The sequence below is a fragment of the Campylobacter sp. JMF_11 EL3 genome (assembly GCF_027736965.1).
GTDB lineage: Bacteria > Campylobacterota > Campylobacteria > Campylobacterales > Campylobacteraceae > Campylobacter_B.
Genome location: NZ_JAOVTJ010000006.1, coordinates 46571 through 71597 on the forward strand (window position 1 = coordinate 46571; position 25027 = coordinate 71597).

General features: G+C 40.4%; 30 protein-coding genes. 17 read left to right on the forward strand and 13 right to left on the reverse strand.

The genetic code is table 11. From position 1 onward, the window contains the following. Positions 1 to 17 precede the first annotated feature (17 nt). The 3 genes from OFN67_RS07605 to OFN67_RS07615 form a co-directional block, all read right to left on the reverse strand. Complete coding sequence (locus OFN67_RS07605) at positions 18 to 560, reverse strand: DJ-1 family glyoxalase III (RefSeq protein ID WP_270868879.1); 543 nt, start codon at positions 558 to 560, stop codon at positions 18 to 20. A gap of 9 nt (positions 561 to 569) precedes the next feature. Continuing rightward, positions 570 to 1139, reverse strand: a complete 570-nt coding sequence (locus OFN67_RS07610) for a cytochrome c (protein ID WP_270868878.1) — start codon at positions 1137 to 1139, stop codon at positions 570 to 572. A 78-nt stretch (positions 1140 to 1217) separates the two neighbouring features. Next, complete coding sequence (locus OFN67_RS07615) at positions 1218 to 2393, reverse strand: OprD family outer membrane porin (RefSeq protein ID WP_270865382.1); 1176 nt, start codon at positions 2391 to 2393, stop codon at positions 1218 to 1220. Between the two features lie 230 nt (positions 2394 to 2623). On the opposite strand from OFN67_RS07615, the gene OFN67_RS07620 reads away from it, so the two are divergent. Then, positions 2624 to 2776 (forward strand): hypothetical protein, encoded by a 153-nt coding sequence (locus tag OFN67_RS07620; RefSeq protein ID WP_270868877.1) that lies wholly within the window; start codon positions 2624 to 2626, stop codon positions 2774 to 2776. Positions 2777 to 2780: 4 nt separating this feature from the next. Here OFN67_RS07620 and OFN67_RS07625 read toward each other — a convergent pair whose 3' ends face one another. From OFN67_RS07625 to OFN67_RS07655, 7 genes are all read right to left on the reverse strand, one after another. Next, positions 2781 to 3167 carry a hypothetical protein gene (locus OFN67_RS07625; protein ID WP_270868876.1) on the reverse strand — a complete coding sequence of 129 codons (387 nt, stop codon included), beginning with the start codon at positions 3165 to 3167 and terminating at the stop codon, positions 2781 to 2783. Between the two features lie 403 nt (positions 3168 to 3570). Further along, positions 3571 to 3759: a hypothetical protein gene (locus OFN67_RS07630; protein WP_270874018.1), complete on the reverse strand. Its 189-nt coding sequence runs from the start codon at positions 3757 to 3759 to the stop codon at positions 3571 to 3573. 445 nt (positions 3760 to 4204) lie between these two features. Further along, a complete protein-coding gene (gene hisG, locus OFN67_RS07635; RefSeq protein ID WP_270866573.1) occupies positions 4205 to 4816 on the reverse strand; it encodes an ATP phosphoribosyltransferase in 612 nt (203 codons plus the stop codon). Continuing rightward, positions 4813 to 5433 carry a type III pantothenate kinase gene (locus OFN67_RS07640; RefSeq protein WP_270866574.1) on the reverse strand — a complete coding sequence of 207 codons (621 nt, stop codon included), beginning with the start codon at positions 5431 to 5433 and terminating at the stop codon, positions 4813 to 4815. Before OFN67_RS07640 ends, hisG begins: the two co-directional genes overlap by 4 nt. After that, positions 5420 to 5752, reverse strand: a complete 333-nt coding sequence (locus OFN67_RS07645) for a hypothetical protein (protein WP_270862751.1) — start codon at positions 5750 to 5752, stop codon at positions 5420 to 5422. The genes OFN67_RS07640 and OFN67_RS07645 overlap by 14 nt, the downstream gene beginning before the upstream one ends. Further along, a complete protein-coding gene (locus tag OFN67_RS07650) occupies positions 5742 to 6752 on the reverse strand; it encodes an L-seryl-tRNA selenium transferase (protein WP_270874019.1) in 1011 nt (336 codons plus the stop codon). Before OFN67_RS07650 ends, OFN67_RS07645 begins: the two co-directional genes overlap by 11 nt. Continuing rightward, positions 6752 to 7303 (reverse strand): hypothetical protein, encoded by a 552-nt coding sequence (locus tag OFN67_RS07655; protein ID WP_270865388.1) that lies wholly within the window; start codon positions 7301 to 7303, stop codon positions 6752 to 6754. The genes OFN67_RS07650 and OFN67_RS07655 overlap by 1 nt, the downstream gene beginning before the upstream one ends. Positions 7304 to 7419: 116 nt before the next feature. Between OFN67_RS07655 and gatC the strand changes: the two genes are divergently transcribed. From gatC to OFN67_RS07700, 9 genes are all read left to right on the forward strand, one after another. Beyond that, positions 7420 to 7707 carry an Asp-tRNA(Asn)/Glu-tRNA(Gln) amidotransferase subunit GatC gene (gene gatC, locus OFN67_RS07660; RefSeq protein ID WP_270859743.1) on the forward strand — a complete coding sequence of 96 codons (288 nt, stop codon included), beginning with the start codon at positions 7420 to 7422 and terminating at the stop codon, positions 7705 to 7707. A gap of 11 nt (positions 7708 to 7718) precedes the next feature. Next, positions 7719 to 8801 (forward strand): type IV pilus twitching motility protein PilT, encoded by a 1083-nt coding sequence (locus tag OFN67_RS07665; protein WP_270859742.1) that lies wholly within the window; start codon positions 7719 to 7721, stop codon positions 8799 to 8801. Between the two features lie 2 nt (positions 8802 to 8803). Continuing rightward, entirely contained in the window at positions 8804 to 9472 is a 669-nt protein-coding gene (locus OFN67_RS07670; protein ID WP_270868871.1) for a CvpA family protein, read from the forward strand. Then, entirely contained in the window at positions 9472 to 9939 is a 468-nt protein-coding gene (locus tag OFN67_RS07675) for a Fur family transcriptional regulator (RefSeq protein WP_270865390.1), read from the forward strand. Before OFN67_RS07670 ends, OFN67_RS07675 begins: the two co-directional genes overlap by 1 nt. A 1-nt stretch (position 9940) precedes the next feature. Further along, a complete protein-coding gene (lysS, locus tag OFN67_RS07680) occupies positions 9941 to 11434 on the forward strand; it encodes a lysine--tRNA ligase (protein WP_270870061.1) in 1494 nt (497 codons plus the stop codon). A 2-nt stretch (positions 11435 to 11436) separates the two neighbouring features. Then, the gene (locus OFN67_RS07685) at positions 11437 to 12678 is read left to right on the forward strand and encodes a serine hydroxymethyltransferase (protein ID WP_270868869.1); all 1242 of its coding nucleotides are present in this window, start codon (positions 11437 to 11439) and stop codon (positions 12676 to 12678) included. An 87-nt stretch (positions 12679 to 12765) separates the two neighbouring features. Beyond that, complete coding sequence (locus tag OFN67_RS07690; protein WP_270868868.1) at positions 12766 to 13809, forward strand: SPOR domain-containing protein; 1044 nt, start codon at positions 12766 to 12768, stop codon at positions 13807 to 13809. Continuing rightward, positions 13809 to 14594, forward strand: a complete 786-nt coding sequence (locus tag OFN67_RS07695) for a shikimate dehydrogenase (RefSeq protein ID WP_270868867.1) — start codon at positions 13809 to 13811, stop codon at positions 14592 to 14594. The genes OFN67_RS07690 and OFN67_RS07695 overlap by 1 nt, the downstream gene beginning before the upstream one ends. A gap of 4 nt (positions 14595 to 14598) precedes the next feature. Next, complete coding sequence (locus tag OFN67_RS07700) at positions 14599 to 15318, forward strand: hypothetical protein (protein ID WP_270868866.1); 720 nt, start codon at positions 14599 to 14601, stop codon at positions 15316 to 15318. Between the two features lie 121 nt (positions 15319 to 15439). On the opposite strand, the gene OFN67_RS07705 is transcribed toward OFN67_RS07700, so the two are convergent. After that, entirely contained in the window at positions 15440 to 18178 is a 2739-nt protein-coding gene (locus OFN67_RS07705) for a M16 family metallopeptidase (RefSeq protein WP_270868865.1), read from the reverse strand. A gap of 195 nt (positions 18179 to 18373) precedes the next feature. After that, the gene (locus OFN67_RS07710) at positions 18374 to 18970 is read right to left on the reverse strand and encodes a peroxiredoxin (RefSeq protein ID WP_270868864.1); all 597 of its coding nucleotides are present in this window, start codon (positions 18968 to 18970) and stop codon (positions 18374 to 18376) included. A 176-nt stretch (positions 18971 to 19146) separates the two neighbouring features. Between OFN67_RS07710 and OFN67_RS07715 the strand changes: the two genes are divergently transcribed. The 7 genes from OFN67_RS07715 (at position 19147) to OFN67_RS07745 (ending at position 23890) form a co-directional block, all read left to right on the forward strand. Further along, positions 19147 to 19431 (forward strand): DUF362 domain-containing protein, encoded by a 285-nt coding sequence (locus tag OFN67_RS07715; RefSeq protein ID WP_270859733.1) that lies wholly within the window; start codon positions 19147 to 19149, stop codon positions 19429 to 19431. A 106-nt stretch (positions 19432 to 19537) separates the two neighbouring features. Next, positions 19538 to 19951, forward strand: coding sequence for a nucleoside-diphosphate kinase (gene ndk, locus OFN67_RS07720; protein WP_270859732.1), 414 nt, complete (start codon positions 19538 to 19540; stop codon positions 19949 to 19951). 9 nt (positions 19952 to 19960) lie between these two features. After that, entirely contained in the window at positions 19961 to 20311 is a 351-nt protein-coding gene (locus OFN67_RS07725) for a YceD family protein (protein ID WP_270868863.1), read from the forward strand. A gap of 19 nt (positions 20312 to 20330) precedes the next feature. Next, complete coding sequence (gene rpmF, locus OFN67_RS07730; RefSeq protein ID WP_270859730.1) at positions 20331 to 20477, forward strand: 50S ribosomal protein L32; 147 nt, start codon at positions 20331 to 20333, stop codon at positions 20475 to 20477. A gap of 4 nt (positions 20478 to 20481) precedes the next feature. Then, complete coding sequence (plsX, locus tag OFN67_RS07735; protein WP_270868862.1) at positions 20482 to 21474, forward strand: phosphate acyltransferase PlsX; 993 nt, start codon at positions 20482 to 20484, stop codon at positions 21472 to 21474. Between the two features lie 2 nt (positions 21475 to 21476). Continuing rightward, on the forward strand, positions 21477 to 22463 hold the full coding sequence (locus tag OFN67_RS07740; RefSeq protein ID WP_270868861.1) for a beta-ketoacyl-ACP synthase III: 987 nt from the start codon (positions 21477 to 21479) through the stop codon (positions 22461 to 22463). Between the two features lie 83 nt (positions 22464 to 22546). Beyond that, positions 22547 to 23890 (forward strand): DUF2130 domain-containing protein, encoded by a 1344-nt coding sequence (locus OFN67_RS07745; RefSeq protein WP_270868860.1) that lies wholly within the window; start codon positions 22547 to 22549, stop codon positions 23888 to 23890. A gap of 133 nt (positions 23891 to 24023) precedes the next feature. Here the strand turns inward: OFN67_RS07745 and OFN67_RS07750 are convergent, their stop codons facing one another. Continuing rightward, positions 24024 to 24947 (reverse strand): methylenetetrahydrofolate reductase, encoded by a 924-nt coding sequence (locus OFN67_RS07750; RefSeq protein ID WP_270868859.1) that lies wholly within the window; start codon positions 24945 to 24947, stop codon positions 24024 to 24026. Positions 24948 to 25027: the final 80 nt, after the last annotated feature.

Here is a 25027-nt window from a genome sequence, read left to right on the forward strand (position 1 = left end):
GAAAATCAAAATTTAAATTAGTTAAAAAGTAGCTCGGATTTTAGTGTGTTAAAAGCCTGTTCGCCTTTTAGTTCGCGCACGATTGCGAGTGCGAACTCCATTGCAGTGGCAGGTCCAGCAGAGGTAATGATATTTTTATCGATTATGACATTTGCGCTAGCGGTGTAGCCGGCGTGCGCGACCGTGCCCTCGAAGCCTGGGTAGCATGTGTAGCTATCCTTTAAAACACCGGCTGTGCCCAGAGCCCAAGGTGCAGCGCAGATTGCGCCGATTTTTTTGCCAGCTTTGTCAAATTTGCGTAAAATTTCGCCTAGTTTTTCGCTTTTTGCCAAATGCTCGGCACCTGGCAAACCGCCTGGTAAGACTATCATTTCGTATTCGTTAATGTCTAAATTTACGAGTAAATCATCGGCGATGATTTCCACGCCGTGAGAGCCTGTGACGCATTTTTTCTCTAAACCGAGAAATTTAGCGTCGATCCCGGCGCGTCTTAGTAAATCAACCACACTTATTGCTTCGATTTCCTCGAAGCCATTAGCCAAAATGACAGCTACTTTCATTTTTGTCCTTTATTTTAGATATGAGCCTTGCTCGCTTGGAGTGGTCGAAATATCTGTATTGCCACCACGCGCAGAGCCTGAACCGCCAGGCAAAAATGAAGTGTCGCCCTTCAAAAATGCGATGATATAGCCTATCTCTGTCGAGGTTGTAGATAGTGCGATAGGGTTCATCAAATACGCTTTTTTACCGCCAAATTCATGGTCTGTGCCGTAGTTGCTCACAGCCATAGCAATCTCGCCTGCGGATAGATTTTTGATTTTTTTAGAGACGCCGTGAGCGCGCTTTTCGCCTTTTGAGCCGTGGCATGAGGCGCATTTAGCAGCGAAAATCTTAGCTCCCTCTTCTTTGGCAGCGGCAGGGCTATGCTTAATAGTATTTAGCACGCCACCTTTTGAGCCGTCGTTTTTATAGACATTGACTGTGATATTTTCGTCTTTGGAATGCTTTTCGATGAGTGATTTTAGCTCTTTTGCGAACTCGCCTTTTGCCTCAAACACATAGCTTTCTTCTGGCTCATTAGCCCCCAAAAGCGCACCCGCGCAAAAACATGCTAAAAACGAAAGTTTTAAAATCTTCATTTGATACCTTGTCGATAGAATTTAAAAAGGGCGAGGTTTTGCCCTCGCCCTAGGATTATAACTAATCAGAGTAAATGATTAGAAAGCGTATCTAGCTTGGAATCTGATGTGATCTTCTTCGCTATCTTTCACGCCAGCTTTGCCGTCATATTTAACATGTGACCAGAAAGTTGTGAAGCTAAGTTTTTTGTTGTATTTGTAATTAACTCTAACAACATTTTCCCAAGCGTCTTCATCGTTGAATTCACCGCTAACGAAGTCATCGCCGATTGTTAGACCAGTGTCTGCGATAGCATAAGCAGCTGTGATGAACCAAGCGTGGTTGTCGCCTCTGAAATCTCTGTAATTAAGTAGGTCTTCACCTGGGCTGATGAAAGAGCCTTGGTCTTCAAATGATACTCTTGAATGAACTTGTGAATCTGTATCGTATTGAACATAACCAGCTGTTAAATCAAATCCAAATAGGCTTGTGCTAGCTTCTACGCCAAAGAAATCAGCATCATCTGCACCGATTGCAACATATTCATCACTGAAATTTGAGTAAGCGTATTGAGCTGTTAAGCCTAGGTTGATATCTTCTGTAACATCGAAGCTTAGACCAGCTTCAACTGCGAATAAATCAACAACATCCTCTAAGCCAGCATACCATAGTTGGAAAGATACTGGATCATAAGAACCGATAGCAGCTACGCCCCATAGGTCGTGTTGATCTAGTCTTTTGCCATCTGCTGCAAGAGTTGCTGCTGCCGCATTTAAATCGATATCGCCATCGCTCTCTAATGTATCCATATATAGAGCTGCAAGAGTTAAGCCCTCGATATCTTGATTAACGACTTTCAAACCATCACCAAACATATCATCTGTGAAGAATGTGCCTAGTTTTTGGCGACCTAGTTGGAATGTAGTGCCACCAATTTTATATCCTAGGTATCCTTGGTATAAATCAAATTTTGTTGTAACCGCATCAGCTGTTCTGCCCTCTGCCCAGTCATTGTCGTGAGCATAGCGAATACCAGCTACGAAGAAGAAGTTGTCATCGATTTTTACATTTGTATTAACAACGCTTTTGAATCTCCATCTGTGATCGTTTTCTGTTTTTAGACCATCATCTGTTTTTGTAGAATCAATACGCATCCAAGCGAAACCGCTTACATCTACATCTTTGATTGCATCTTCTAATGCAACAGCACTTGCTGATGTAGCAAATGCACCTGCTGCTAATGCAGCTGCTAAACTAAGTTTGAATAATTTCATTTGAACTCCTTGTAAAAGTTATGGTCGTAATAGTAGCACAAAATACTAAATTATTTGCTTAAAACAATCTTAATTTTACTGAAATATAACCATTTTGTTACCGAGTATTAACCAAAATCGCTGAATTTTGCATAAAAAAAGCGAGACGCTCTTGCGCCTCGCAAATATTGAAAGGAGTTTGATTTCGATAGGGTGATTGTAGCTAAATTTGAGTAAATATATGGCAACAAATGAGAATTATTTTTAATAGTGAAAAATTTGTAGTTAAGCTAAATTTGGCTGATAAAATTCATAAAATTTATGCAAAATTTATAATTTTTGGCGCGAAATTTGCCCTTTTTGTTAATTTTGCGTTAAATTTAAAGGGCGAAATTCGGGCGTAAGTTATCAAAAACTGATTTTTTCCTCGGTTGGGGCTTTGATATTTTCGTTTTTGCGGACCTGTTTTTTGATGATTTTGGTCGGTGTGTAGCTCTCTTTCTTGCCCGGGGTGATTTTGCGAGAGAGTATTTGCGCGCTAGAAACACTGCCGTTTGCAACGCTGATAAGTGCGACATCGCCTGGGTTGGCGAAGTATTTATTTGATTTGGCACTGCATTGCTCGCTACCATTTATAAATTTATATGTATATGCGACTTTGCTCTGTCTTGTGTAGCTAGAAATCTGCATTTTGCTGGCGGTGGTGTCTGGGCAAAGTGGCGTGGTGCGTGGCGCGAAAAAGGCGCAACCTGAGAAGCTTAGCGCGATTAGGCAGGGTAGGATTAGGTTTTTCATTTTTTTCCTTTTTTAAATTTTGGTTTTTAATTTTAAAATTTTTTCGGAAAAATTGCAAATTTTGCCTATTTTGTCATTGCAAGGAGCTGTTGTATTACGACGCCGAAGCAATCTACGAGCGAAAAATTTAAATTTTGCAAATTTGCTGTCATTGCGAGAAAACGAAGTTTTCGAAGCAATCCAGTAAAATTTAAAGCAAAATTCTATTTAAATTTTGTATTGAACGATTTTTTAAAATTTAGCTAGTTTTATTTTTCGTTACGGCTTGCTGTGCTGGATTGCTTTGTCGCTGTAAAACAGCTCCTCGCAATGACACGGATTAGAGCGTCTGTGAATTTTATACTTGTAGATTGCCACGCCGTGCAAGCACGGCTCGCAATGACAGATTTAGGATTAGGGAATTTTACTGGATTGCTTCGTCGCTGTAAAACAGCTCCTCGCAATGATATGGATTAGAGTGTCTGTGAATTTTATACTCGTAGATTGCCACGAATTTTGCTACGCAAAATTCTCGCAATGACAGATTAAAGGCAATGGAATTTTTCTGGATTGCTCCGACGGCGTTGCCGTCTCGCAATGACATAAAGAGCAAATTTTGTCTAATTTGTCATTGCGAGGAGCGAAGCGACGAAGCAATCTATGAGTAAAAAATTTAAATTTTGCAAATTTGCTGTCATTGCGAGCGAGTGTAATGAGCGAAGCAATCCAGAGAAATTTAAATTCAAAATTCAATCCAAATTTAGCATTGAACGATTTTTTGAATTTTAGATTGCGCCGTGCTTTTCTCGTAAGGGGGAGGGCGCGCTTTTTAGGAGACGCTACCCTCCCCCTTACCAACCCCCACCCCTGTAAAACCTTAGAAGTGGCTAAATTTAAAGCTTCGCTTTAAATTTAGCTGGTTTTATTTTAACTGAAATGCTTCGCATTTCTCGCAACGACAGATTTAGGATTAGGGAATTTTACTGGATTGCTCCCCTGGCGTTGCCGTCTTACAATGACAAATTTGGCGTGCTCGCTCGCAATGGCAAATTAAAATTTCAAGCGATAGCGGTTTGGAGTTTGTCGCGCAAATCTAAAATTTCATCTCGTTTGATGACAAAGCTGTTTTTGTTGGCGATGAGGTGCGCTGAGCTGTGCATGATAACCTCGGCGACTTTAAGGCCGTTTTGCTTCATCGTAGCGCCTGTTTCGACCACATCGACGATAGCGTCTGATAGCCCTATAATCGGAGCTAGCTCGATTGAGCCATATAGTTTGATGACCTGAGTGGCGACGGCTTTGGTGGCGAAGTATTCGCGCGTGATATTTGGCATTTTGGTTGCGATTTTGATACCTGGGGTGTTGTAATCAAGCTCGGTTTCGTTTGGCACGCCCACACAAACTCTGCATTTGCCGATTTTGAGATCAAGCAGGCGCAAAACATCTGGTTTGTGCTCTTCGAGCACATCTAGCCCCACTACGCCGATATCTGCTGCGCCTCCGACGACATAGGTGGGAATGTCTTGGTTGCGGACATAAAGAAATTTAAAATCACCCTCTTGCATGATTAATTTGCGGTCTTCAAAGGCAAATTCTAGCCCAAAAATGCTTTTGAAAATTTTGAGTGTATCATCGGCAATGCGACCCTTTGGTAGCGCAATCGTAATCATAAAAGTCCTTTTTGTGAGATTAAATTTTTCATAGCGCGGAAAATCAAATCCCTATCATAAACGCCGTTTTTGAAATGTCGCATTAAAAACGCGCCGTCCCCGCCGGTAAAGTGTATGCGCTTATCGCCAGCAATGTCGGCTATGGCTAGGATTGTTGGTTTGAAAATGCCGTAATTCACGGCGTCGCTAGTTTTTTGTGGAAGCGAGTCTAGGGAAATTTTCGTCGAGAGATTGACATCTAAAACAGATGAAATTTCGCCATAAGTGCGAAGCATAGCGTGGATTCCAGGCAGGATAAATCCGCCAAGGTGGGTGCCACCCTCCATGACATCGACCGTGATAGCACTACCTGCATCGACGATGACGCCAGTTTCGACCATACTGCACGCGACGATTCTATCGATTCCTAGCCCTTGGTAGGTGGTGTTTATGTGGAAATGGTGCGTAATGTCGATAAATAGGGGATTGTTTAGCTTGCGTTGCACTCTGGCATTTACATTTATACAATACACTCTCTCGATTGGTTCGTAGTTCAAAAACTCGTCGATACCCATAGCAAATGTTGCGCCGTTATCATAAAATTTGGCATGCGTGTTGCCGATATCACATAAAAGCATAGGTTTTAAATCCGTTTTCTTCTAAAAATTTTTTACTTTTTGAGCAAATTTGGCTGTTGTGAAACAAAACTCGTTTTTTGATAGTTTTGCCTAAATTTGCGCAAATTTGTTCGGTTAAATTTAATAAAAATTCGCTATCTCGCATAATGAAGCGAGATGATGCCTCGCGCATGAAAATCAGGGTATTAAACCCAGATAAATCCACGCCAAAATAGGCGCTGTATGCGCGGGAGCGAGTGAAAATTTTCAAATCTATGGTTTTGAAATTTTTAAGCAAAATTTCATGGCTAACCATGAGATTGGAAATTTTACTTAGCAAAATTTAGCACTTTATCATCGTAGTAAAATGACGAATTTGCGCTAAATGCGCGAGAGTCAATCTCATCATTTAGCTCAAAAATCGCCTCGCTTTGCAGATTTTTATCCGTGCGGATAACAAAACCTGTGCGCTCTACGATATAAAGGTATTCCCCACTAAATACACCCTCTAATAGCTGAGCGAAGGTAAATTTGCGAGATTTTATTAAATTTAGGTTTTTATCCAAAAGCTCGACCGTGCCGTCTTTTAGCAAAAGATAGATTTTATCGCCGTCAAATAGGACATTTCTAATGTCGCGGTTGTAGGTTTTGTTGCCATTTGGGCTGATGAGAACTAGCCTTGTGCCTGTGCCTGCATAAAGGTCGTCGCCACGGGCTTGAAGCGTGGTTATGTTGTTAAAAAATGGTTGATTTGATACGACAAAATCCCTCACAGAGCGGCCACCTGTGCGCTCTACGATATTTACTAAGCCATCAAGTGCTGGGTAGGCTACTAATTGGTTGATAAAAAGTGGAGCGGCTGTGCGTGAATCTATGGCAAATGCGTCGCCGATTTTATCATCTAGCACCATAGCACCCGAGCTTAGGCGAAATAGCATTACGCTATTATCGCTCATTACAAGTGCTAAATCATCGCCGTCAATCGCGCCACTTAGGGCATAGCGTTTGAGATCTCGCTCAAATTTCACACTGCCATCGCTACCCAAAACCCTAGTAGTGCCGTTTGTGTCTGTGGCGATGAAATTTCCATTATACTCGCCTAAAAATCGCTCGTTTTTGTTAAGTTTGATATTTTCATTTACGCCTGATTTGGTGATAACTGCGCCGTTTGATAGTGTGGCACCCTCTTTGGCAGCATAGATAATTTCTGCTGGAAGCGAGCCGTTAAAGGCCATTTCGCCTGTGATATTGTCATCGCCTGGGTCGAAATACTGGCGTTTGGTCGAACAACCGAAAAATAAAAACGAAAGCAGAAGTGTAAATATGATTGATTTTTTCATTATTTATTTCCTTTGTAATGTTTTAAATTTAACGCTAAATTTCGCACTGGCGAATCTATGGCGATTTTGTCAAATTCGGCGTTTGCAGCCTCGATTTGACCTGTTTTCAAAAGCTCGTATCCCTTTACGATAGCGTCATAATCGTTAAGCAAAAGCGGGCTTTGTTTGCCGTTTTGCACGCTGATAATCTCTTTTAGCAAGTAATCGACCTTGCTATCGCTTCCAAGAGCTGTCAAATCATCGGCTGTGCCGTGATTTAGCATATATAACGCATATAGATTGAAATCTTTGTCTTTTAGTTTGGCTAGTTTTGCGTCATCTCGCGCCTCTAAAAGCTCTGAGTATAGTTCGTTTGCGCTGTTTATGCGAGAATTTTGGATAAATTCGTTTGCCCAGTATCCTACGAAAATCACCATTATAAGGGTAGCGAAAAAGATTAAAGGTTTTTTGTATTTTTTAATGAAAATTTCGCTTTTGATAACGCCTTCTAAAAACTGCTCTTCTGTGCCTATTTCTTTTTTAACGCCTTCAATGTCGTCTTTTAAAGCCAAAGTAGTATCCTTTTGTGATTAAATTTGGCGGTAATTGTAGCATAAAAAAATTTAAATATGCCCAAAGACAAGAATTTTTATGATATAATGTCGCATTTATCAGAAAAGGAAAATTTATGATAATAGATGAAATTTTATTATCAAGGCTCGAAAAATTAGCTGCTTTAAAAATCCCTGATGAAAAACGAAATGAGTTTATCGGTCAGTTAAATAAGGTAGTAGATTTTGTCGAAATTTTAAACGAATTAAAATTAGATGGTGAGGAAGTAGCCATAACTACTTTAAAGGGCGGAACTCCGTTTCGCGAGGATGAGCCACGCGCTAGCGATGTTCGCTCTATTATCCTAGGGCATGCACCTTCAAGCGAGGGTGATTATTTTGTAGTGCCTAAAATTATTGATTAGAAAGGAAAAATATGGAAGATCCAAGAAAAAATTTAGTAGATATCGAAACCTTATTAAAGACAGTTGTTTTTAATAAAGCTTCTGACTTGCACCTGGTTTCTCGCTCAGCACCGCAAATCCGAATAGATGGAACACTTCGTCCTTTGGCTATGGATAGCCTTAGCGGAAGTGATATCGAGTATATTTGCTATGCGATGATTACAGATCAACAAAAAAGCGATTTAGAGGAAAACAAAGAGCTTGACTTCGCGATTGAGTTGCCAAATATCGGACGCTTTCGTGGAAACTACTATTACACTATGAACGGCGATTTGGCCGCTGCGTTTCGTATTATTCCTATCGATATCCCTAGCCTTGATGATTTGAAGGCTCCAAGCATTTTTAAAGAGGTTGTAAAACGCGAAAAGGGTATGATTTTAGTCACTGGTCCGACAGGATCTGGTAAATCAACGACTTTGGCAGCTATGCTAAATGAAATCAACGAAAAAGAGCGCAAGCACATTATCACAGTTGAAGACCCAGTCGAGTTCGTGCATCAAAACAAAAAATCTCTATTTTCTCACAGAAATATCGGCACGGATACACACTCTTATGCGCAAGCTTTGAAATTCTCACTTCGTGAAGACCCTGATATTATCCTAGTCGGTGAGATGCGTGATAGGGAGACGATTTCTATCGCGATTACTGCGGCTGAGACAGGACACTTGGTTTTTGGCACACTTCACACAAACTCAGCAATCCAAACAATCAACCGTATCATCGATAGCTTCGACGGTGGCGAGCAACTTCAAGTGCGAAACATGCTTTCAGTTTCACTAACTGCGGTTATTTCGCAATCTTTGCTTCCAAAGCTTGGTGGTGGTCGTATTGCAGTGCATGAAATTTTGATTAACAACAACGCGGTTGCCAACCTAATCCGCGAAAACAAAGTTCATCAAATTTACTCACAAATGCAACTTAACCAACAAAGCACTGGTATGATTACGCAAACACAGGCTATGGTTAAGGCAATCAGAGCAAATCAAATCGCCAAAGAAACAGCATTGCGCTACTCTACAAATTTACAAGAGCTTATCGGCGTTGTGGGTGCGTGATTATGGAAGGTATAAATTGGTTTGACGCCATTGTAGTGGGTCTGATAATCCTTTTTGGACTAAGGGGTCTTACAAATGGCATTATGAAGGAAATTTTTGGAATTTTAGGTTTGATTGGTGGTTTGTGGATCGCTGTGCGCTACAAAGAGATGGCAGGGGCGTGGATAGCTAGCAAAGTCCCTGCATTGCAAAACGCAAATGGGATTTTCTCTGGCGATACTACTCAGACTTTAATCGGATTTTTGGCTGTGCTTTTTGGCGTATGGATAATCTGCTTGATTTTGGGCGAGATTATCTCAAAACTCTTTAAATGGAGTGGGCTAGGATTTGTCGATAGAATCGGTGGATTTGCATTTAGCGTGGCTAAAATTTTCTTAATTTTTGCTGTTATCGTAACCTTTGCAAGAGGTCCTATGATGCTAAACGAGCAGACAAAGAAATTTTTCGAAACTAGCGCAGTCGCTCCGGTGCTACTAAGCGTGGGCAAGTGGATTATGGATTTAAAAGACGACCCAGTAGTCAAAGAAAATTTGCAAAGCTTAGAGCAAAAAGCTAGTGAAATTTTAACCCCAAGCGAAGATAATACGACAGAAATTCAAAATAATATTTCAAACGAGGTTTTTGATATCAATCAAAGCTTGGATTTAAATGTAAGTGAAGGGAGATTGTAATGGACGCTAAAATCGAAAATTTGGAATTTGACGCGCTTTTGCTTGAATTTAAAAAAGCACTTAGCGATAATGGCTTAAAATATACAAAACAGCGCGAGGTTTTGCTAAGAACGCTTTATAATAGCAATACGCACTTTACGCCAGAGGCTTTGCATAGCGAAATCAAGGCGAAAAATCCTGAGCTAAATGTAGGTATCGCCACAGTGTATCGCACGCTAAATTTGCTCGAAGAATCAGGCATGGCGACATCGATTACTTTCGGCGCGCAAGGCAAAAAATTCGAACTTGCAAACAAACCACACCATGATCACCTAATCTGCAAAAGTTGCAATAAAATCGTCGAATTCCGCGACGCTAGTATCGAGAAAAAACAAATCCAAATCGCCAAAGAAAATGGCTTTGTCCTAACTGGCCATATTATGCAGCTTTACGGAATCTGTGCTGATTGCGCGGCAAAAAGGAAATAATTTGTTCGACTCACAATTAGAAATCCAAAGAATAGATAAATCAAACGAATTGCGAAATTTAGGGGTAAATCCATACCCTCATTTTTTAAAACGAGATATGAAAATCGTAGAATTTCGCGAGAAATTCGCTAGTATTGCAAATACAGAGGAAAAAAAATCAGATGAGATTGTCGTTTTAGCAGGGCGTTTGAAACTAAAAAGAGTTGCGGGAAAATCGACATTTGCAAATATCGAAGACGAAAGCGGAAATATTCAAATTTATTATTCGCGCGACAGTATCGGCGAGGAAGATTACGCTAAATTTAAGAAAAATCTTGAAGTAGGCGATATCATTACCGTTACAGGATACGCCTTTATCACGCAAACTGGCGAGTTTTCGATCCATGCTTCAAATATCAAACTAGCTTCAAAAGCGATTTCTCCACTACCTGAGAAATTCCACGGCCTAGTAGATATCGAAATGCGATACCGCCAACGCTACCTCGATATGATAATGAACCCAGAGGTTAGAAGCGATTTTATCAAACGCTCTGTCATAATCCGTGAAATTCGTAACTTTTTCGAGGCGCATGGATTTTTGGAAGTAGAAACCCCAATGATGCACCCAATCGCAGGTGGCGCAAACGCGAAGCCTTTTATCACGCACCACAACGCTCTTGATGTGGATAGATACCTGCGAATCGCACCTGAACTTTATCTAAAACGCCTAATCGTAGGCGGTATGGAAGCTGTTTTTGAAATCAATAGAAATTTCCGCAACGAGGGCATGGATTTAACGCATAATCCTGAATTTACCAGCATTGAGTTTTACTGGGCATGGCATGATTATAATGATGTCATGGATCTGACACAAAATTTAATCTGGGCTGTGATGGATAAGCTAGGACTTGATAAAAAGCTTCAATACGACGAGCTTGAAATCGACTTTACCAAGCCTTTTGCGCGCATAAAATACCTTGATGCGCTGGTTGAAATAGGCGGATTGGATCCTGAGATTATAAATGATAAAGACAAAATTTTAGCAAAGCTTAAAGCTGATAAATTCGAAGTCAATGAAAAGCTCGATTTGGGCCACTTGCAAAGCGAACTTTTCGATAATTATGTCGAAGCCAAGCTCATAGATCCGACCTTTATCGTGGATTTTCCTATCGAGATTAGCCCGCTTGCAAGAAGGAGCGACGAAAATCCAAAAATTGCCGAGAGATTTGAACTATATATCGCTGGCAAGGAGATTGCAAACGCATTTAATGAGCTAAACGATCCACTTGATCAATTTGAGAGATTTAAGGCGCAAATCGACGCTAAAAATGCAGGCGATGACGAAGCGCACGAAATGGACGCTGATTATGTCAAAGCACTAAGCTATGCTATGCCACCTACCGCTGGTTGGGGGCTTGGGATTGATAGATTGGTGATGATTTTATTAAATAAAAAATCTATTCGAGATGTTATTTTGTTTCCAGCTATGAAACCGTTAAATTCAGATAAGGAGTAAAAATGTTGGCAGATTTTGATAAAGAAATTTTTGATTTGATGAGCAAGGAGCTAGCTCGTCAATGCGACCATTTGGAGATGATTGCAAGTGAGAATTTCACTTACCCAGAAGTTATGCAGGTAATGGGCTCAGTGCTATCAAACAAATACGCAGAAGGTTATCCCGGCAAAAGATATTATGGTGGCTGCGAATTTGTCGATGAAATCGAAACTATCGCTATTGAGCGATGTAAAAAACTTTTTGGTTGCGAATTTGCAAATGTTCAGCCAAACTCAGGCTCACAAGCAAATCAAGGCGTTTATGGAGCGTTTTTGAAACCGGGTGATAAAATTTTGGGTATGTCGCTAAGCCACGGCGGACACCTAACGCATGGCGCAAAGGTTTCAAGTAGCGGAAAATATTACGAGAGCTTTGAATACGGCGTCGAGCTTGATGGTCGCATAAACTACGACCGCGTAGCAGACATAGCTGGTATCGTAAAACCAAAAATGATAGTTTGTGGCGCAAGTGCCTATACAAGAGAGATAGATTTCGCTAAATTTAGAGAAATCGCAGATAGCGTGGGTGCGTATCTTTTTGCCGATGTGGCTCATATCGCAGGTCTAGTTGTAGCTGGCGAGCACGCTCATCCGTTCCCGCACTGCCATGTAGTTAGCTCTACCACTCACAAAACACTTCGCGGACCACGCGGCGGTATCATTATGACAAATGATGAAGAATTTGCTAAAAAAATCAATAGCTCGATTTTCCCAGGCATTCAAGGTGGTCCTTTAATGCATGTCATCGCAGGAAAGGCTGTTAGCTTCAAACACAACCTTAGCGATGAATGGAAAGTTTATGCAAAACAGGTCAAAGCAAATGCAAAAATTTTAGGCGAAACTTTGGTAAAAAGGGGATTTGATCTAGTAAGTGGTGGCACGGATAATCACCTAATTTTGGTTAGCTTTTTAAATAAAGAATTTAGCGGAAAAGACGCTGATATAGCCCTAGGAAACGCTGGAATCACCGTAAATAAAAACACAGTCCCGGGCGAGATTCGCAGTCCATTTATCACAAGCGGAATTCGCGTCGGAAGCCCTGCTTTGACATCTCGCGGTATGAAAGAGGCTGAGTTTGAGTTTATCGCAAATAAAATCGCAGATGTGCTTAGCGATATAACAAACACCGAACTTCAAGCAAAAGTTAAAAAAGAGATTGTTGATTTGGCGCATAAATTTATCATTTACGATAAAGCGATGTATTGATTTTAAGGCGCTTCGTGCGCCTTATTACCCTTTTTAAAAGATTTGTTAAATTTTTTAAAAAGGGTAAATAAATTTTTAGGAGATATTATGACAGATAAATTTGATATGAGCGATATCACTATGAACGGAGCGCCAGGAGACGGCACAGCTAGCCTAAAAAAGCTTTTGACTATTGCGGCTGGAATTATAGTTTTGTTTTTGATAGTTCTTATAATAATGAAAGCTATCAACAAAAACGACATTGACACAAACGCAGCCCTAACAATGCCTAGCGAAGAAGAACTTACTAAAAAAGAAGAGGTAAAAAAAGAGCCAGAGATCAATGTGGTTAGCGGTGATACTTCTAACGCGCAGCCTCAAACCCCAGCTCCAAAGGCAGAGCCAGCCCCTGCGCCAAAACCAAGCGAGCTTCAAATTTCAAAGGTCGAAATCAAAAGCGAAGTAAAAGATGAGCCAAAGCCAGTGATGCAAAACACTGCCCCTCAAACAAAAGTAGAGATTAAAAAACCCGAGGTCAAAGAAGAGCCAAAACCAGTAGAGATAAAAAAAGAAGAGCCTAAGCCTGTCGTAGTCCAAAGAATCGAGGTTAAAAAAGAAGAACCAAAACCAGAAGAGGTAAAAACCGTAAAAGAGCAGTTGCAAGTTCCGAAGGTTGAAATCAAAAAAGAAGCTCCAAAAGTCGAAGTCAAAAAAGAGGCTCCAAAAACTGAGCCTAAAAAAGCAGAGGTGAAAAAGGCTGAGGTTAAAAAAGATGAGCCTAAAAAGGTAGAGGCGAAAAAACCTGAACCTAAAAAAGAGGAAATCAAAAAAGCCGAAGTCAAAAAAGAGGCTCCAAAAACTGAGCCCAAAAAAGAACCTGCCAAAGTAGGCACTGCGGCAAAAACTGCAAATTCGAGCGTGGGGCCTGGAAATTATATCCAAGTTTTCGCTTCGAACTCTTACGATCCAAACAGCTCAGATGTGCGCAAAATCACAGCCAAAGGCTATAATCCAGTGGGTTTAAAAACCCAAGTAAATGGCAAAGATGTGGTTAAAATTTTGGTCGGTCCATTTAGCGGAGAAGAGCTAAACAAGGCTATTAGCGACATGCGTGCGGTTAATAGTGGCGCATACATTTACAGAGTGAAATAATGCACAAATTTGCCGTTTTTGGCAATCCGATATCTCACTCCATATCGCCTTTAATGCACAATTTGGCGATTAAAGAGCTAGGCCTTGATGCCTTTTATGGGCGGGTTTTCTTAGAAACAGCTACGGATTTGAAACAAAAATTTCTGAATTTAGGCTTAAATGGCGCGAACATCACCGTGCCTTTTAAGCTGGAAGCTTGCAGGATAAGCGATGAGCTAAGCGAGGCGGCGCGCGAGATCGGCTCAGTGAATACTCTCGTGCGAAAAAACGCCAAATTTTACGGATACAACACTGACGCGCCCGGGTTTTACGAGGCGATTAGGGAATTTGGAAGTTTAAAGCGCGTGCTTGTTTTGGGTGCTGGTGGCACGACGCGGGCGATTGGCTATATTTTGGCGAAAAATGGCGTTAAATTTGACATTTTAAACCGCAGCGAAAAAGAGCCAGAAAATTTTAAATGTGAGAATTTTTATACCTACGAAAATTTCAAATTTCAAAGCTATGATTTGATTGTAAATTCCACAAGTGCGGGGCTTAAAGATGATTTTTTACCAGCCCCAGCCGAAATTTTAGACGCTGTTTTTAAAGAGGCAAAATTCGCATTTGACGCCATTTATGGCAAGATTACGCCGTTTTTAGATTTGGCTAGCACTCAGGGCGTTCGCACAAAAGACGGACGCGAAATGCTAATCAACCAAGGCGCATTAGCGTTTAATCTTTTTTATGATAATAAATTTGATAAAAATTTGATTTTAAGCGCTATGTCTAGGGCAATAAGATTATAAATTTATGCAAAGAGATTACGACAAAGAACCATTAATTATCAAAAGCTATGAGAGATTTTTTGTCTATAATCTATTTGTATTTCCATTTTTATTTGCATTAACTATCGCACTTAGTATTAGAAGCTTATTTGATAAATATGAAACTATAAGCGGTGTTATTTCATTTGGCATTATGATGATATTTATTTTATCGTCCGAATTTATCATTACATATATACTATATGTAGAAAACAGCAAATCAACAATACATTTTAAAAATAATTCCATTGAATTTTACGACGGATTGGAGCTAAAAAGCGTTACATATCTTTCAAATGTAGAAAATTATATTTGTAAGCCGTTTATTACGAATTGGCACTTAAAAGGAGAATTAAAAGTTATTAAGTATTTTTTTATGGCAATTCTTATTTATTTAATGCTAATAAGCAAATATATAGTGGTTTTTATCACACTATTTATTTGTTTTTATCTTGGAATTTTGATTGTAAAAATTTTAGTTTTTTATAAAATTAACGGAAATTTAAAAGGTTTTACGCCATTTTTAAATGTTGTTGTAGATGAACCAAAATCGCCAGATACAAAATCAGCCCTAAATGCAACTATATTTAATTCTGAATTTTACACGATTTATATTTTTAACAAAAATGATTATTTGGAAATTAAAAAATATTTTTTGACAAGAAAAAATATAAATATAGACAAAATTCGTAAAGAATATTTATAAATGTAACCCAAAGCGATATTTAATCGCTTTGGGTTTATTTGAAAATGGTAAATTTAGCCAATTTCGACACTGCGCAAATTGCCGAATTTATGGCACGCGCAGTATTGTTAAAAGGCTAAATTTACTTACTTTTCGGATTTAAAATCGCAATAAACGGCTCTTTTGCGATTAAATTTGCCCCAAATTTCACATCATCGTTGCTAAGGGCGTTTATGCGAGTAGCGTAAATTTCATCATCGTAAAACGGATAGCCGAAAAGCTCGTGCGAAGCGATGTTACTTAGCCAAAAATCGTTGTTTTCGCTGGCTCTTTTCATAGATAAAATTTGCGCTTTTTTGAAATTTTCTAGCTGATCTGCGCTAGTGCCGTTGCGCGCGATATCAGCGATGATTTCTTTGATTCCCTCAATCACCGCTTCCTTGTCCTTTTCGTTGCACGAAAATGAGATATTTAACCCAGATTTTATCTGCGGAAACTGCGCGTATGAGGCACTCACGCTGGCTGAGTAGATTAGCCCTTTGGCCTCTCTGATTTTTTCGGTGATTTGCGTTTTTACGGCACTTTCGAAGGCTTTGAGCTTGTATGAGTTTAAAATGTCAAACTCGCTCAAATCGTAGTTTAGATAAATCATTCTAACCTCGCTTTTATCGCTATCGCCGTAGTTTTCCTCGATTTTTACGGCGTTTGCGCTAAGCTTTGTTTGGGCGATTTCGCCCCTGCCAGCTTTGCCTTTTAAATTTCCTGCGTATTTGGCTAAAATTTCGGTGATTTTATCCTCGTCAAAATCCCCACTTATCACAAACAAATACTCGCCACCATTAGCGAAAATTTTATCTGCTAAGCCCCCAAAATGCGCTAAATTCGCGCTTTTTACATCGCCTATTTCAAGCGGAGTTTTAAAGCGCAAATCCCCGCTAAATAGCGAATTTACGATTTGTTTGTTGAAACGAAAATCTATCGTCTCATCTCTAAGCGCAAGGTTAGAAAGCGCGCTACTTTGGTATTTTTCTAGCGAATTTGCGTGGATTTTTGGCGTGCTCATTTTCACAAACAGCTCCCTCATCATTGCCTCGAAATCCTTGCTAGCGCACTCCCCGCTAAACCCGCTAGAAAGCTCGTTTATACCAAAGCGCAAAGAGTAGTTAAACCCGCTAGTAAGCCTCCTGGCCTCGTATTCGTTAAACTCGCCAATAGTGCCTGAATTTAGCAATGCGCTTAAAATTTCAGCCTCGGCCTTGCTCGCAAAATTCGAAATTCCGCCTAGTTTTTTCACGCTGATTTGTATGCTATTTTTTTTGCCCAAATTTCGCTTTAAAATCGCCTTGACGCCGTTATCGAAATTTAGCGTGGTTATGTTTTTGTCGCTATCGAAATTTTGGCTAAATTTGGCTGGTGAAGGCTCGTTTTCTAAAAGTTTTTTATCGCCCAGGCCGTTTTTGCTAAAATCAAATGGGGTTGCGTTTTGATAAATTTTATCTATTTCCTCTGCGCTTAAATTTAGATCTTTCGTCGAAATTATCTCCGTAAAGTGCGCTCCGCTCGTGATTTGCTTAAAGTATTCATTGACATCGCTAAGCGAAATTTCGCCCAAAATCGCAAGGCTTAAATCGTGTTTGTCCTGCTTGCCAAGCTTAGTGTTGCCGTTTATTACAAAATCCAAAATTTCATAAATTTGCTTGTTTTGCGTGTCGTTTTTGATGAGATTGGTTTGGACGGAGTTTATAAATTCCACCTTTGCACTCTCAAAATCCCCAGCCGAAAATCCATGCTCCCTAGCGCCCTTAATTGCGCTAAATAGGCTAGTCAGCGTGGCATTTGCGTCGAAATCAAAAATGTTTGCGCCAAACGAGTAAAGTCTGCGCTCACCGAATAAATCATCGCTGTCAAATCCCGCTTTTAGGGGGATTTTCGCGCCTATATTTAGGGCATCGTAGCTAAGGCTAAGAAGTTTTGCGATGTAGGTATCAAGCCAGGCTTTTTTCATTTCGCCTACGCTGTTTAAAGGGCTGTGCTCGCCGGCAAACACGATATTTACGGCATTTGTGCCAATCTGAGGCTCTACGATGTTTGCATAACCTGCGCCGAATTTTTGCAGGCTCGTATCGCGCGCGATTTTTTCGCCATGAGGTTTTAAATCGCTAAATTTGGCTTTGATTAAATTTTCGATTTGCGTCGAATTTACATCGCCCACGACGATGACGCTCATCAAATTTGGCGCATAATTTCTATCATAAAACGCCCGCAAACTCTCGCTCGTCGCACCTGCTATGGCTTCGTTTTTGCCTATTGGGAAGCGTCTTTGAAAGATCGAGTTTGGATACAAAGACTTGGCTCTTTGCTCGTAAAATCTGGTTTTATAATCCTTTTTCGCCTCTTCTAAAATCACGCCTTTTTCTTTTTCGACCTCGGCTGGGTCGAATTTCACGCCCTTAGCGTAATCTCTAAATACCGTGAAAATGTCGTTTAAATTTTCATCGCTCACGCTTGCTTGGATATTGTAGGTCGTGTTTTGAAAGCTAGTTTGGGCGTTTAAATCTGCGCCAAATTTCACGCCTAGGCTCTCTAATTTTTTGACTAGTTCGTTTTTATCGAAATTTTCGCTACCGTTGAACGCCATGTGCTCGACAAAGTGCGCAAATCCCTGCTCATCGTCGTTTTCGTCGATACTGCCAGCATTTACATTTAGGTAAAAATATGCACTGTTTTTGGGGACGGGGTTTTGCTGTATGAAGTATTTTAGGCCGTTTTCTAGCGTGCCTGTGGTGACATTGGCGTCAAATTTCAGTGCTAAATTTGGATCAAGTGATACGGCGAAATTTAGGCTAAATGCCGCGCAAAGTGCGAAAAATATTTTTTTCATAAATTATCCTTTTTAAAAAAGCGAGATTTTAACTGAAAATAGTAAATTTTAAATGAAAAAAAGAGAGCTTTTAAAGGCTCTCTTAAAATTTCAATTTTATGGGGATACATAAAGGTGGAGCCTTAGGGGGAAGGCCCCATACGCACGCGTTTGCGTGATAAATTTGGCGCAGGGAGCTGCGCCAAATTTGGAGTTTTATAGTTTGTCTGAGTTTTTGCCTAAATACTCGGCTACGCCTTGTGGGTTAGCCTTCATACCAGCGTCGCCTTTGTTCCAGCCAGCTGGGCAGACCTCGCCGTGCTCGTTAGTAAATAGCATAGTATCTACCATACGAATCATCTCGTCGATATTTCTGCCAAGTGGAAGGTCGTTGATGACAGCGTGGCGGATTGTCCCGTCGCTATCTAGCAAAAATGAGCCTCTTAGCGCAACTGCGTTGCCAAAAAGCACATCGAAGCTTCTAGCGATATCTTTTGTGATATCTGAAACTAGCGGGAATTGGACTTTGCCGATACCGCCTGCATTTACTGGTGTGTTTTTCCATGCAAGATGAACAAACTCGCTATCGCAAGATACGCCGATGACCTCTACGCCTCTATCTTTAAATTCTTTATAGCGTTTGTCAAATGCGATAATCTCGCTAGGGCAAACAAATGTGAAATCTTTTGGATAAAAGAACACAACTGCGCCTTTTGGGCCGATGTTTTTGTAGAGATTGAAATCCTCTACAATGCTGTTGTCGCCAAGAACGGCTTGTGCTGTGAAATCTACTGCTTTTGTAGTTACTAACATGATATTTTCTCCTTAATAATAAAATTTATCATTTGCGAATTATACACATTTTATCTTATAAAAAATTTAAACCAAATTTACACGCAATATAAAATTCAAATCTAATCCAAATTTTTAATGACTTTTTAAAAATAGTGTGTTATTATTTAGGGTATTTTTTTGATAAAGGAGAAAATATGGCAGTAAAAATTACTGATATTTGTATAGCATGCGGTTCTTGTATCGATGAGTGCCCAGTTAGCGCGATTGTTGATGATAGCGATAACCCAACAGGGGCAGACACATACTATGTATATGCTGATAAATGCGTAGAGTGTGTAGGTCATAATGACGAACCAGCCTGTGCAAACGCCTGTCCAACTGACGGCTGTATCGTTTGGAGCGAAGTTGTCGCTGGACAACCAAGCAAAGCTGAAATCGGCGCAGAATTGCGCGGTGGCGATACTCCGGTAGTCGCATAAATACAAATTCAAAATTTTCATGGCTTAAATGCCATGAAAATTTAATTCTTAAATAAATTTTAACCTATTTTAGATATAATCACCCTTTTACAATAAAGGAGTTCGTATGCAACAAACACTATCAATAATTAAGCCAGATGCCGTAAAAAAGGGCGTTATAGGCAAAATCATAGATAGATTTGAAAGCAACGGTTTGCGTATAGCAGCAGCAAAAAAATTGCAATTAAGCGTAGATGACGCAAAAGCGTTTTACGCAGTTCATAAAGATCGTCCATTTTTTGGCGAATTAGTTGATTTTATGGTTAGTGGCCCAGTTGTGGTTATGGTTTTAGAGGGCGAGAACGCAGTAGCTAAAAACCGCGAATTAATGGGTGCAACAAATCCAAAAGAGGCAAAGCCAGGCACAATTCGCGCTGATTTCGCCGAAAGTATCGATGCAAACGCAGTCCATGGTAGCGATAGCCTAGAAAACGCAGCTATCGAGATTGCATTTTTCTTTGCTAAAAAAGAGATTTGCTAAGGTAAAATTTTGAAAATTAGCTTTGTAAAAATCACAAAAGAGCCGATTAAATTTGATATCCAAAGCGGTAATGTCAAATTTAGTGGTGAATTGCATAAATCAGGAGAAAGCCTGTATAAATGCAACGCCCAAATTTGCGGAGCGATACCATATATTTGTGATCGTTGCGGAAGCGAATTTGAGTTAAACTTAGACGAAAATGTCGATTTAACGCTAAGCGACGGGATATATAAAGGCTCTGATAGCTTAGATGTAATCGAGTTTTTCGAGGGCAGTATCGACATAGATGAAATTTTACAAAGCGAAGTAGAAGCGATAAAGAGCGACTACTTTTATTGCGACAAATGTAAAGAATTATAAATTTTATAAAGGAGAAAAAATGGCAGTTCCTAAACGAAGAGTGAGTAAAACTCGCGCAGCAAAAAGAAGAACTCATTACACTGTAACTCTACCTGTGCCAGTCAAAGACAAAGACGGTAGCTGGAAGATTCCTCACAGAGTAAATAAAAATACAGGAGAATACTAATCCCATGACGTCGATTGCTATCGACGCAATGGGTGGCGACTTCGGTTGCGAGCCTATTGTATGCGGAGTTATTGAAGCACTAAGAGAGCAAAAATTCAAAGCTTTCTTAGTAGGCGACGAGGCAAAAATCGCCCCTTTTATCCCGGCAGAATTTCAAAAATACATAGAGTATGTCCAAACTGACGAAGTTTTCGAGATGAAAGAGGGTGCGACGGATGTTTTAAAACGCAAAAATTCCACCATTTATCAAGCAGTAGATTTGGTCAGAAATGGCAGCTGTAAGGCCGTGGTTTCAGCTGGTCATAGTGGGGCTACGCACAGCCTAGCTACGCTTAGAATCGGTAGAATTCCAGGCATTTCGCGCCCAGCCATTGCTACGCTTTTTCCGACTAGTCAGGGTGGTAAAACGCTGGTTTTAGATGTCGGGGCAAATGTGGATTGCAAACCTGAAAATTTATTCGAATTTGCCGTTATGGGCGAGGCTTACGCAAAAGAGATTATGGGGATTAAAGCCCCTAGGATCGGGCTTTTGTCAAATGGCGAAGAGGATAGCAAGGGTAACGAGGTCAATAAAGAAATTTTCCCAAAACTCAAAAAAATGCAAAATTTCGTCGGTAACGCCGAGGGAAATCAGATTTTCGACGGCTCGGTAGATGTCGTCATCACTGACGGATTTATCGGAAATATCGTCCTTAAAACCAGCGAGGGCATAGCCAGCGCTATGAATAAGCTTATCAAAAAAGAGGCGAAAAAATCGCCGATTGCGATAGCTGGTTCGATTTTGATGAGGCGAGTATTTAAGATAATCAAAAAATCGACCGATTACGATGAAACTGGTGGCGCGCCACTTTTGGGCGTGAAAGAGTGCGTGATCATAAGCCACGGCAAAAGCACGCCAAAAGCGATAAAAAACGCAATTTTTCAAGCGCTTAAATTTTCGGATTCAAACATAAACTCAGTTATCCAAACCCAACTTAGCAACTACAACCAAGGATAAAGATGAAGGCTTCGGTGGTATCCATAGGCGCTTACGCCCCAAAGAGAGTTCTAACAAACCACGATTTGGAGGGTATGGTCGATACCAGCGATGAGTGGATTACCCAAAGAACGGGCATTAAAGAGCGACATATCGCAGATGCAAATGAGGCTACCAGCGATATGGGCGCAAAGGCTGCTGCTTTGGCACTTCAAAGAAGTGGGCTAAGAGCAGAGCAAATAGATGCCGTGCTTTGCGCCACAATCACGCCTGATTATTTTTGTATGCCATCAACTGCGGCTTTGATTGCAGATAAGCTAGGGTGTAAATTTGGCGTTATGGCGTTTGATATAAGTGCGGCGTGTAGTGGATTTGTATATTTACTAGACCTAGCAAAATCGCTTATCGAAAGCGGAGCGAAAAAACATATACTAATCGTCGGAAGCGAAAAACTAAGCGCGATTACGGATTATAGCGACAGGAGCACCTGCGTGCTTTTTGGCGACGGTGCTGGCGCAGCAGTAGTGAGTGCTAGCAATGGTGAGGGTATAATCTACACAAATAGTGCGAGCGACGGCGCAAAGGCTGATTATTTGATCACGCCAGCACCTGGGAGCGCAAATCCTATCTCGCAACAAATTTTAGACGATAAGCTTGGATTTATCAAAATGCGCGGTCAAGATGTCTATAAAATCGCGGTTCCAACGCTGATAAAATCGGTCGAAGAGGCCTTAGAAAAAAACAGCCTTAAAGCTAGCGATATTGATCTGTTCGTCCCGCACCAGGCGAATTTGCGCATAATCGAGGCAGTGCGCGAAAAGATAGGCTTTGCGGAAAATCAATGTGTCGTAACCGTGCAAAAATACGGCAACACAAGCTCAGCTTCAATCCCAATGGCGCTAAACGAAGCTTATGAGGCTGGCAGGCTAAAAAATGGCTCGCTAGTCTTGTTAGACGCCTTTGGTGGGGGATTTACTTGGGGTTCTGTGCTATTTAAATTTAACGCTTAAATTTCAAAATTTATCAAATTTAGACATTAATTGTCGAATTCTTATTGTAAAATTCACTAAAATTTTAAAGTAAAGGAAAAATCATGTCTGAGATCAAATGTCCAAACTGCGGCGAAATTTTCGCAATTGATGAGAGTGAATACCAAAAAATCGTAAGCCAAATCAGAAATAGCGAATTTGAGAAAATTTTAAACGAGAGATTGCAAAACGAAAACGCAAAATTCCAAAGCGAATTAGAGCTTGTAAAATCCCAAGAAATCGCTAGGGCAAAAGAATATATCGCAAGTTTAAAAGCGCAAAAAGATAGTGAAATTTCACAACTTAAAGAAAATTTAGCCAAATTCGAAGCCGAACTAAAAGGCAAAGATGAGAATTTGACGCAAAAATTTGAGATTGAAAAAAGCAAAATTTCCCTTGAAAATGAGGCTAAAATCGCCGAGCTAAACCAGAAAATCACAGAGTTAAACGCCAAAATCAGTGCAAGTGAAAATGAGAAAAATTTGGCTGTGAGCAACGCTATTTCGAGCAAAGATAGCGAAATTTCCGAGCTTAAAATCACACTGAGCGAAAAAGAAAAAAATTTCGTCGAAAAAGAGCAAATTTTGCGTGAAAATTTCGAAAAAACAATCAGCGACAAAGACGCGATGATAGATTATTACAAGGATTTAAAGGCGAAATTATCGACAAAAATGGTTGGCGAGAGCTTGGAAACCCATTGTAGCACAGAGTTTGAGAAGCTCCGCACCACCGCATTTGCAAACGCTTATTTTGAAAAAGACAATGAGGTCAAAGAGGGCGGCAAAGGCGATTTTATATTTCGCGATTTCAAAGACGGCGTAGAGTATATTTCGATAATGTTTGAGATGAAAAACGAGGCCGATACGACCGCGTCAAAGCACAAAAACGAGGAATTTTTTGCCAAATTAGACAAGGATAGAAAGGCGAAAAACTGCGAATACGCGGTGCTTGTCTCGCTACTTGAAAGCGATAGTGAGCTTTATAACACAGGTATCGTCGATGTTTCGCATAAATATGAGAAAATGTATGTGATCCGCCCGCAGTTTTTCTTGCCAATAATCTCGCTACTACGCAACGCTGCGCTAAATTCGCTCGAAGATAAAAAGCGTCTAGTAGAGTATCAAAACCAAAATTTGGACATCGAAACCTTTAAAAGCAATATTGACGAATTTAAGGATAAATTTGGCAAAAATTACCGCCTAGCAAGCGAGAAATTTCAAAAGGCAATCGATGAAATCGACAAAACTATAAGCCACCTAGAAAAGGTAAAAAATGAGCTTTTATCTTCTGAAAATAACCTGCGCCTAGCTAATGATAAAGCCGAAAAACTAACTATCAAAAAGCTAACCAACAACGCTCCAAGCGTGCAAAAAATGTTTGATGAAGCAGGGCAGAATTCGGGCGAGTAAATTTGGCGAATTTGGCGCAAAATTTAGCAAAATTTGGGTGAAATTTAAACAAAATTTTGCGCCATAAATCTGCTAAATTTAAGCAAAATTTCATGCTAAATTTAGTCAGAATTTTCTCAAATTTTGGCGAAATCTATTTTTCGCCAATTCCTAAATTTTCCCTTTTTACGATTATTTCTTTGATTTTTTTCAAAAGCTCGATCGAGGCCTCGATTTCAGCGCGTTTGGTGCTGACACTCTCCACATTTGCCCCCACGCTAATGCCCTTTGCAAGCGAGTATTTGTAGATGAAATCAAACAGCTCCACGCACAGGCTCACCGAGCTTTGCAAGATATCGGTGCTGGTTTTTAGGCGATTTTCCAAAAAATCCGGCACGCTAATGCCAAGCCACTTCATAAATTCGAGCGTTTTTTCGCTTCCGCAAGGCGTGAAAGTAAAGATTATAGGCACTTTTTTGCACCCAAGATTAGCATAATCATCTATGAAATTTTTCACACTCTCAGCGTCATAGACGGCTTGGCTGATGAAATACTCGCACCCGCTTATGCTTTTTGACGCGATTTTTAGGTGCTCGGCGCGTGTTTGTTTGTGGCGCTCGGCTATGCAAATTCCGCCCAAATGCAAATCGCTAGCAATCTCTTTTTTTATCTGATACGCCCGTTTTAGCGGGATTTTCATCGTATCGTATTTCGAGGAGGCGCCCACAAATACGCCAAAATTACTCGCTCTTGCATTTAAAATTTCGTTAAATTTGCTCTCATTGTATTTGCCCACGGCGCGGTAGATTATGGCTGGTTTGACCTCGCGCAGGTGTTTGGTGTAATACAGTGCGGGATCTAGCGTTTCGATGAATTCATAAGTGCGCGTCTCGCTCGTCCTTGCGCTCTCATCTTGTAAATCATAAATGACTATGCCGTCGCATGGCATGGAGCTTATGCGCTCTCTCCAAAGCGCGCCAAGTCGCTCGATTTTTTCGGTCTCGAAACTGATTTTTGGCGGAACGATACCATAGAGTAAAATTCCGCTAGCATTGTTTTTAATTTTTTGTTCCAACATTGATAAATTCCTTAAATTTAGGATATTGTAGCAAATTTAAATTTAAAAATTTAAATGATATAATGCGCCAAATTTTACGA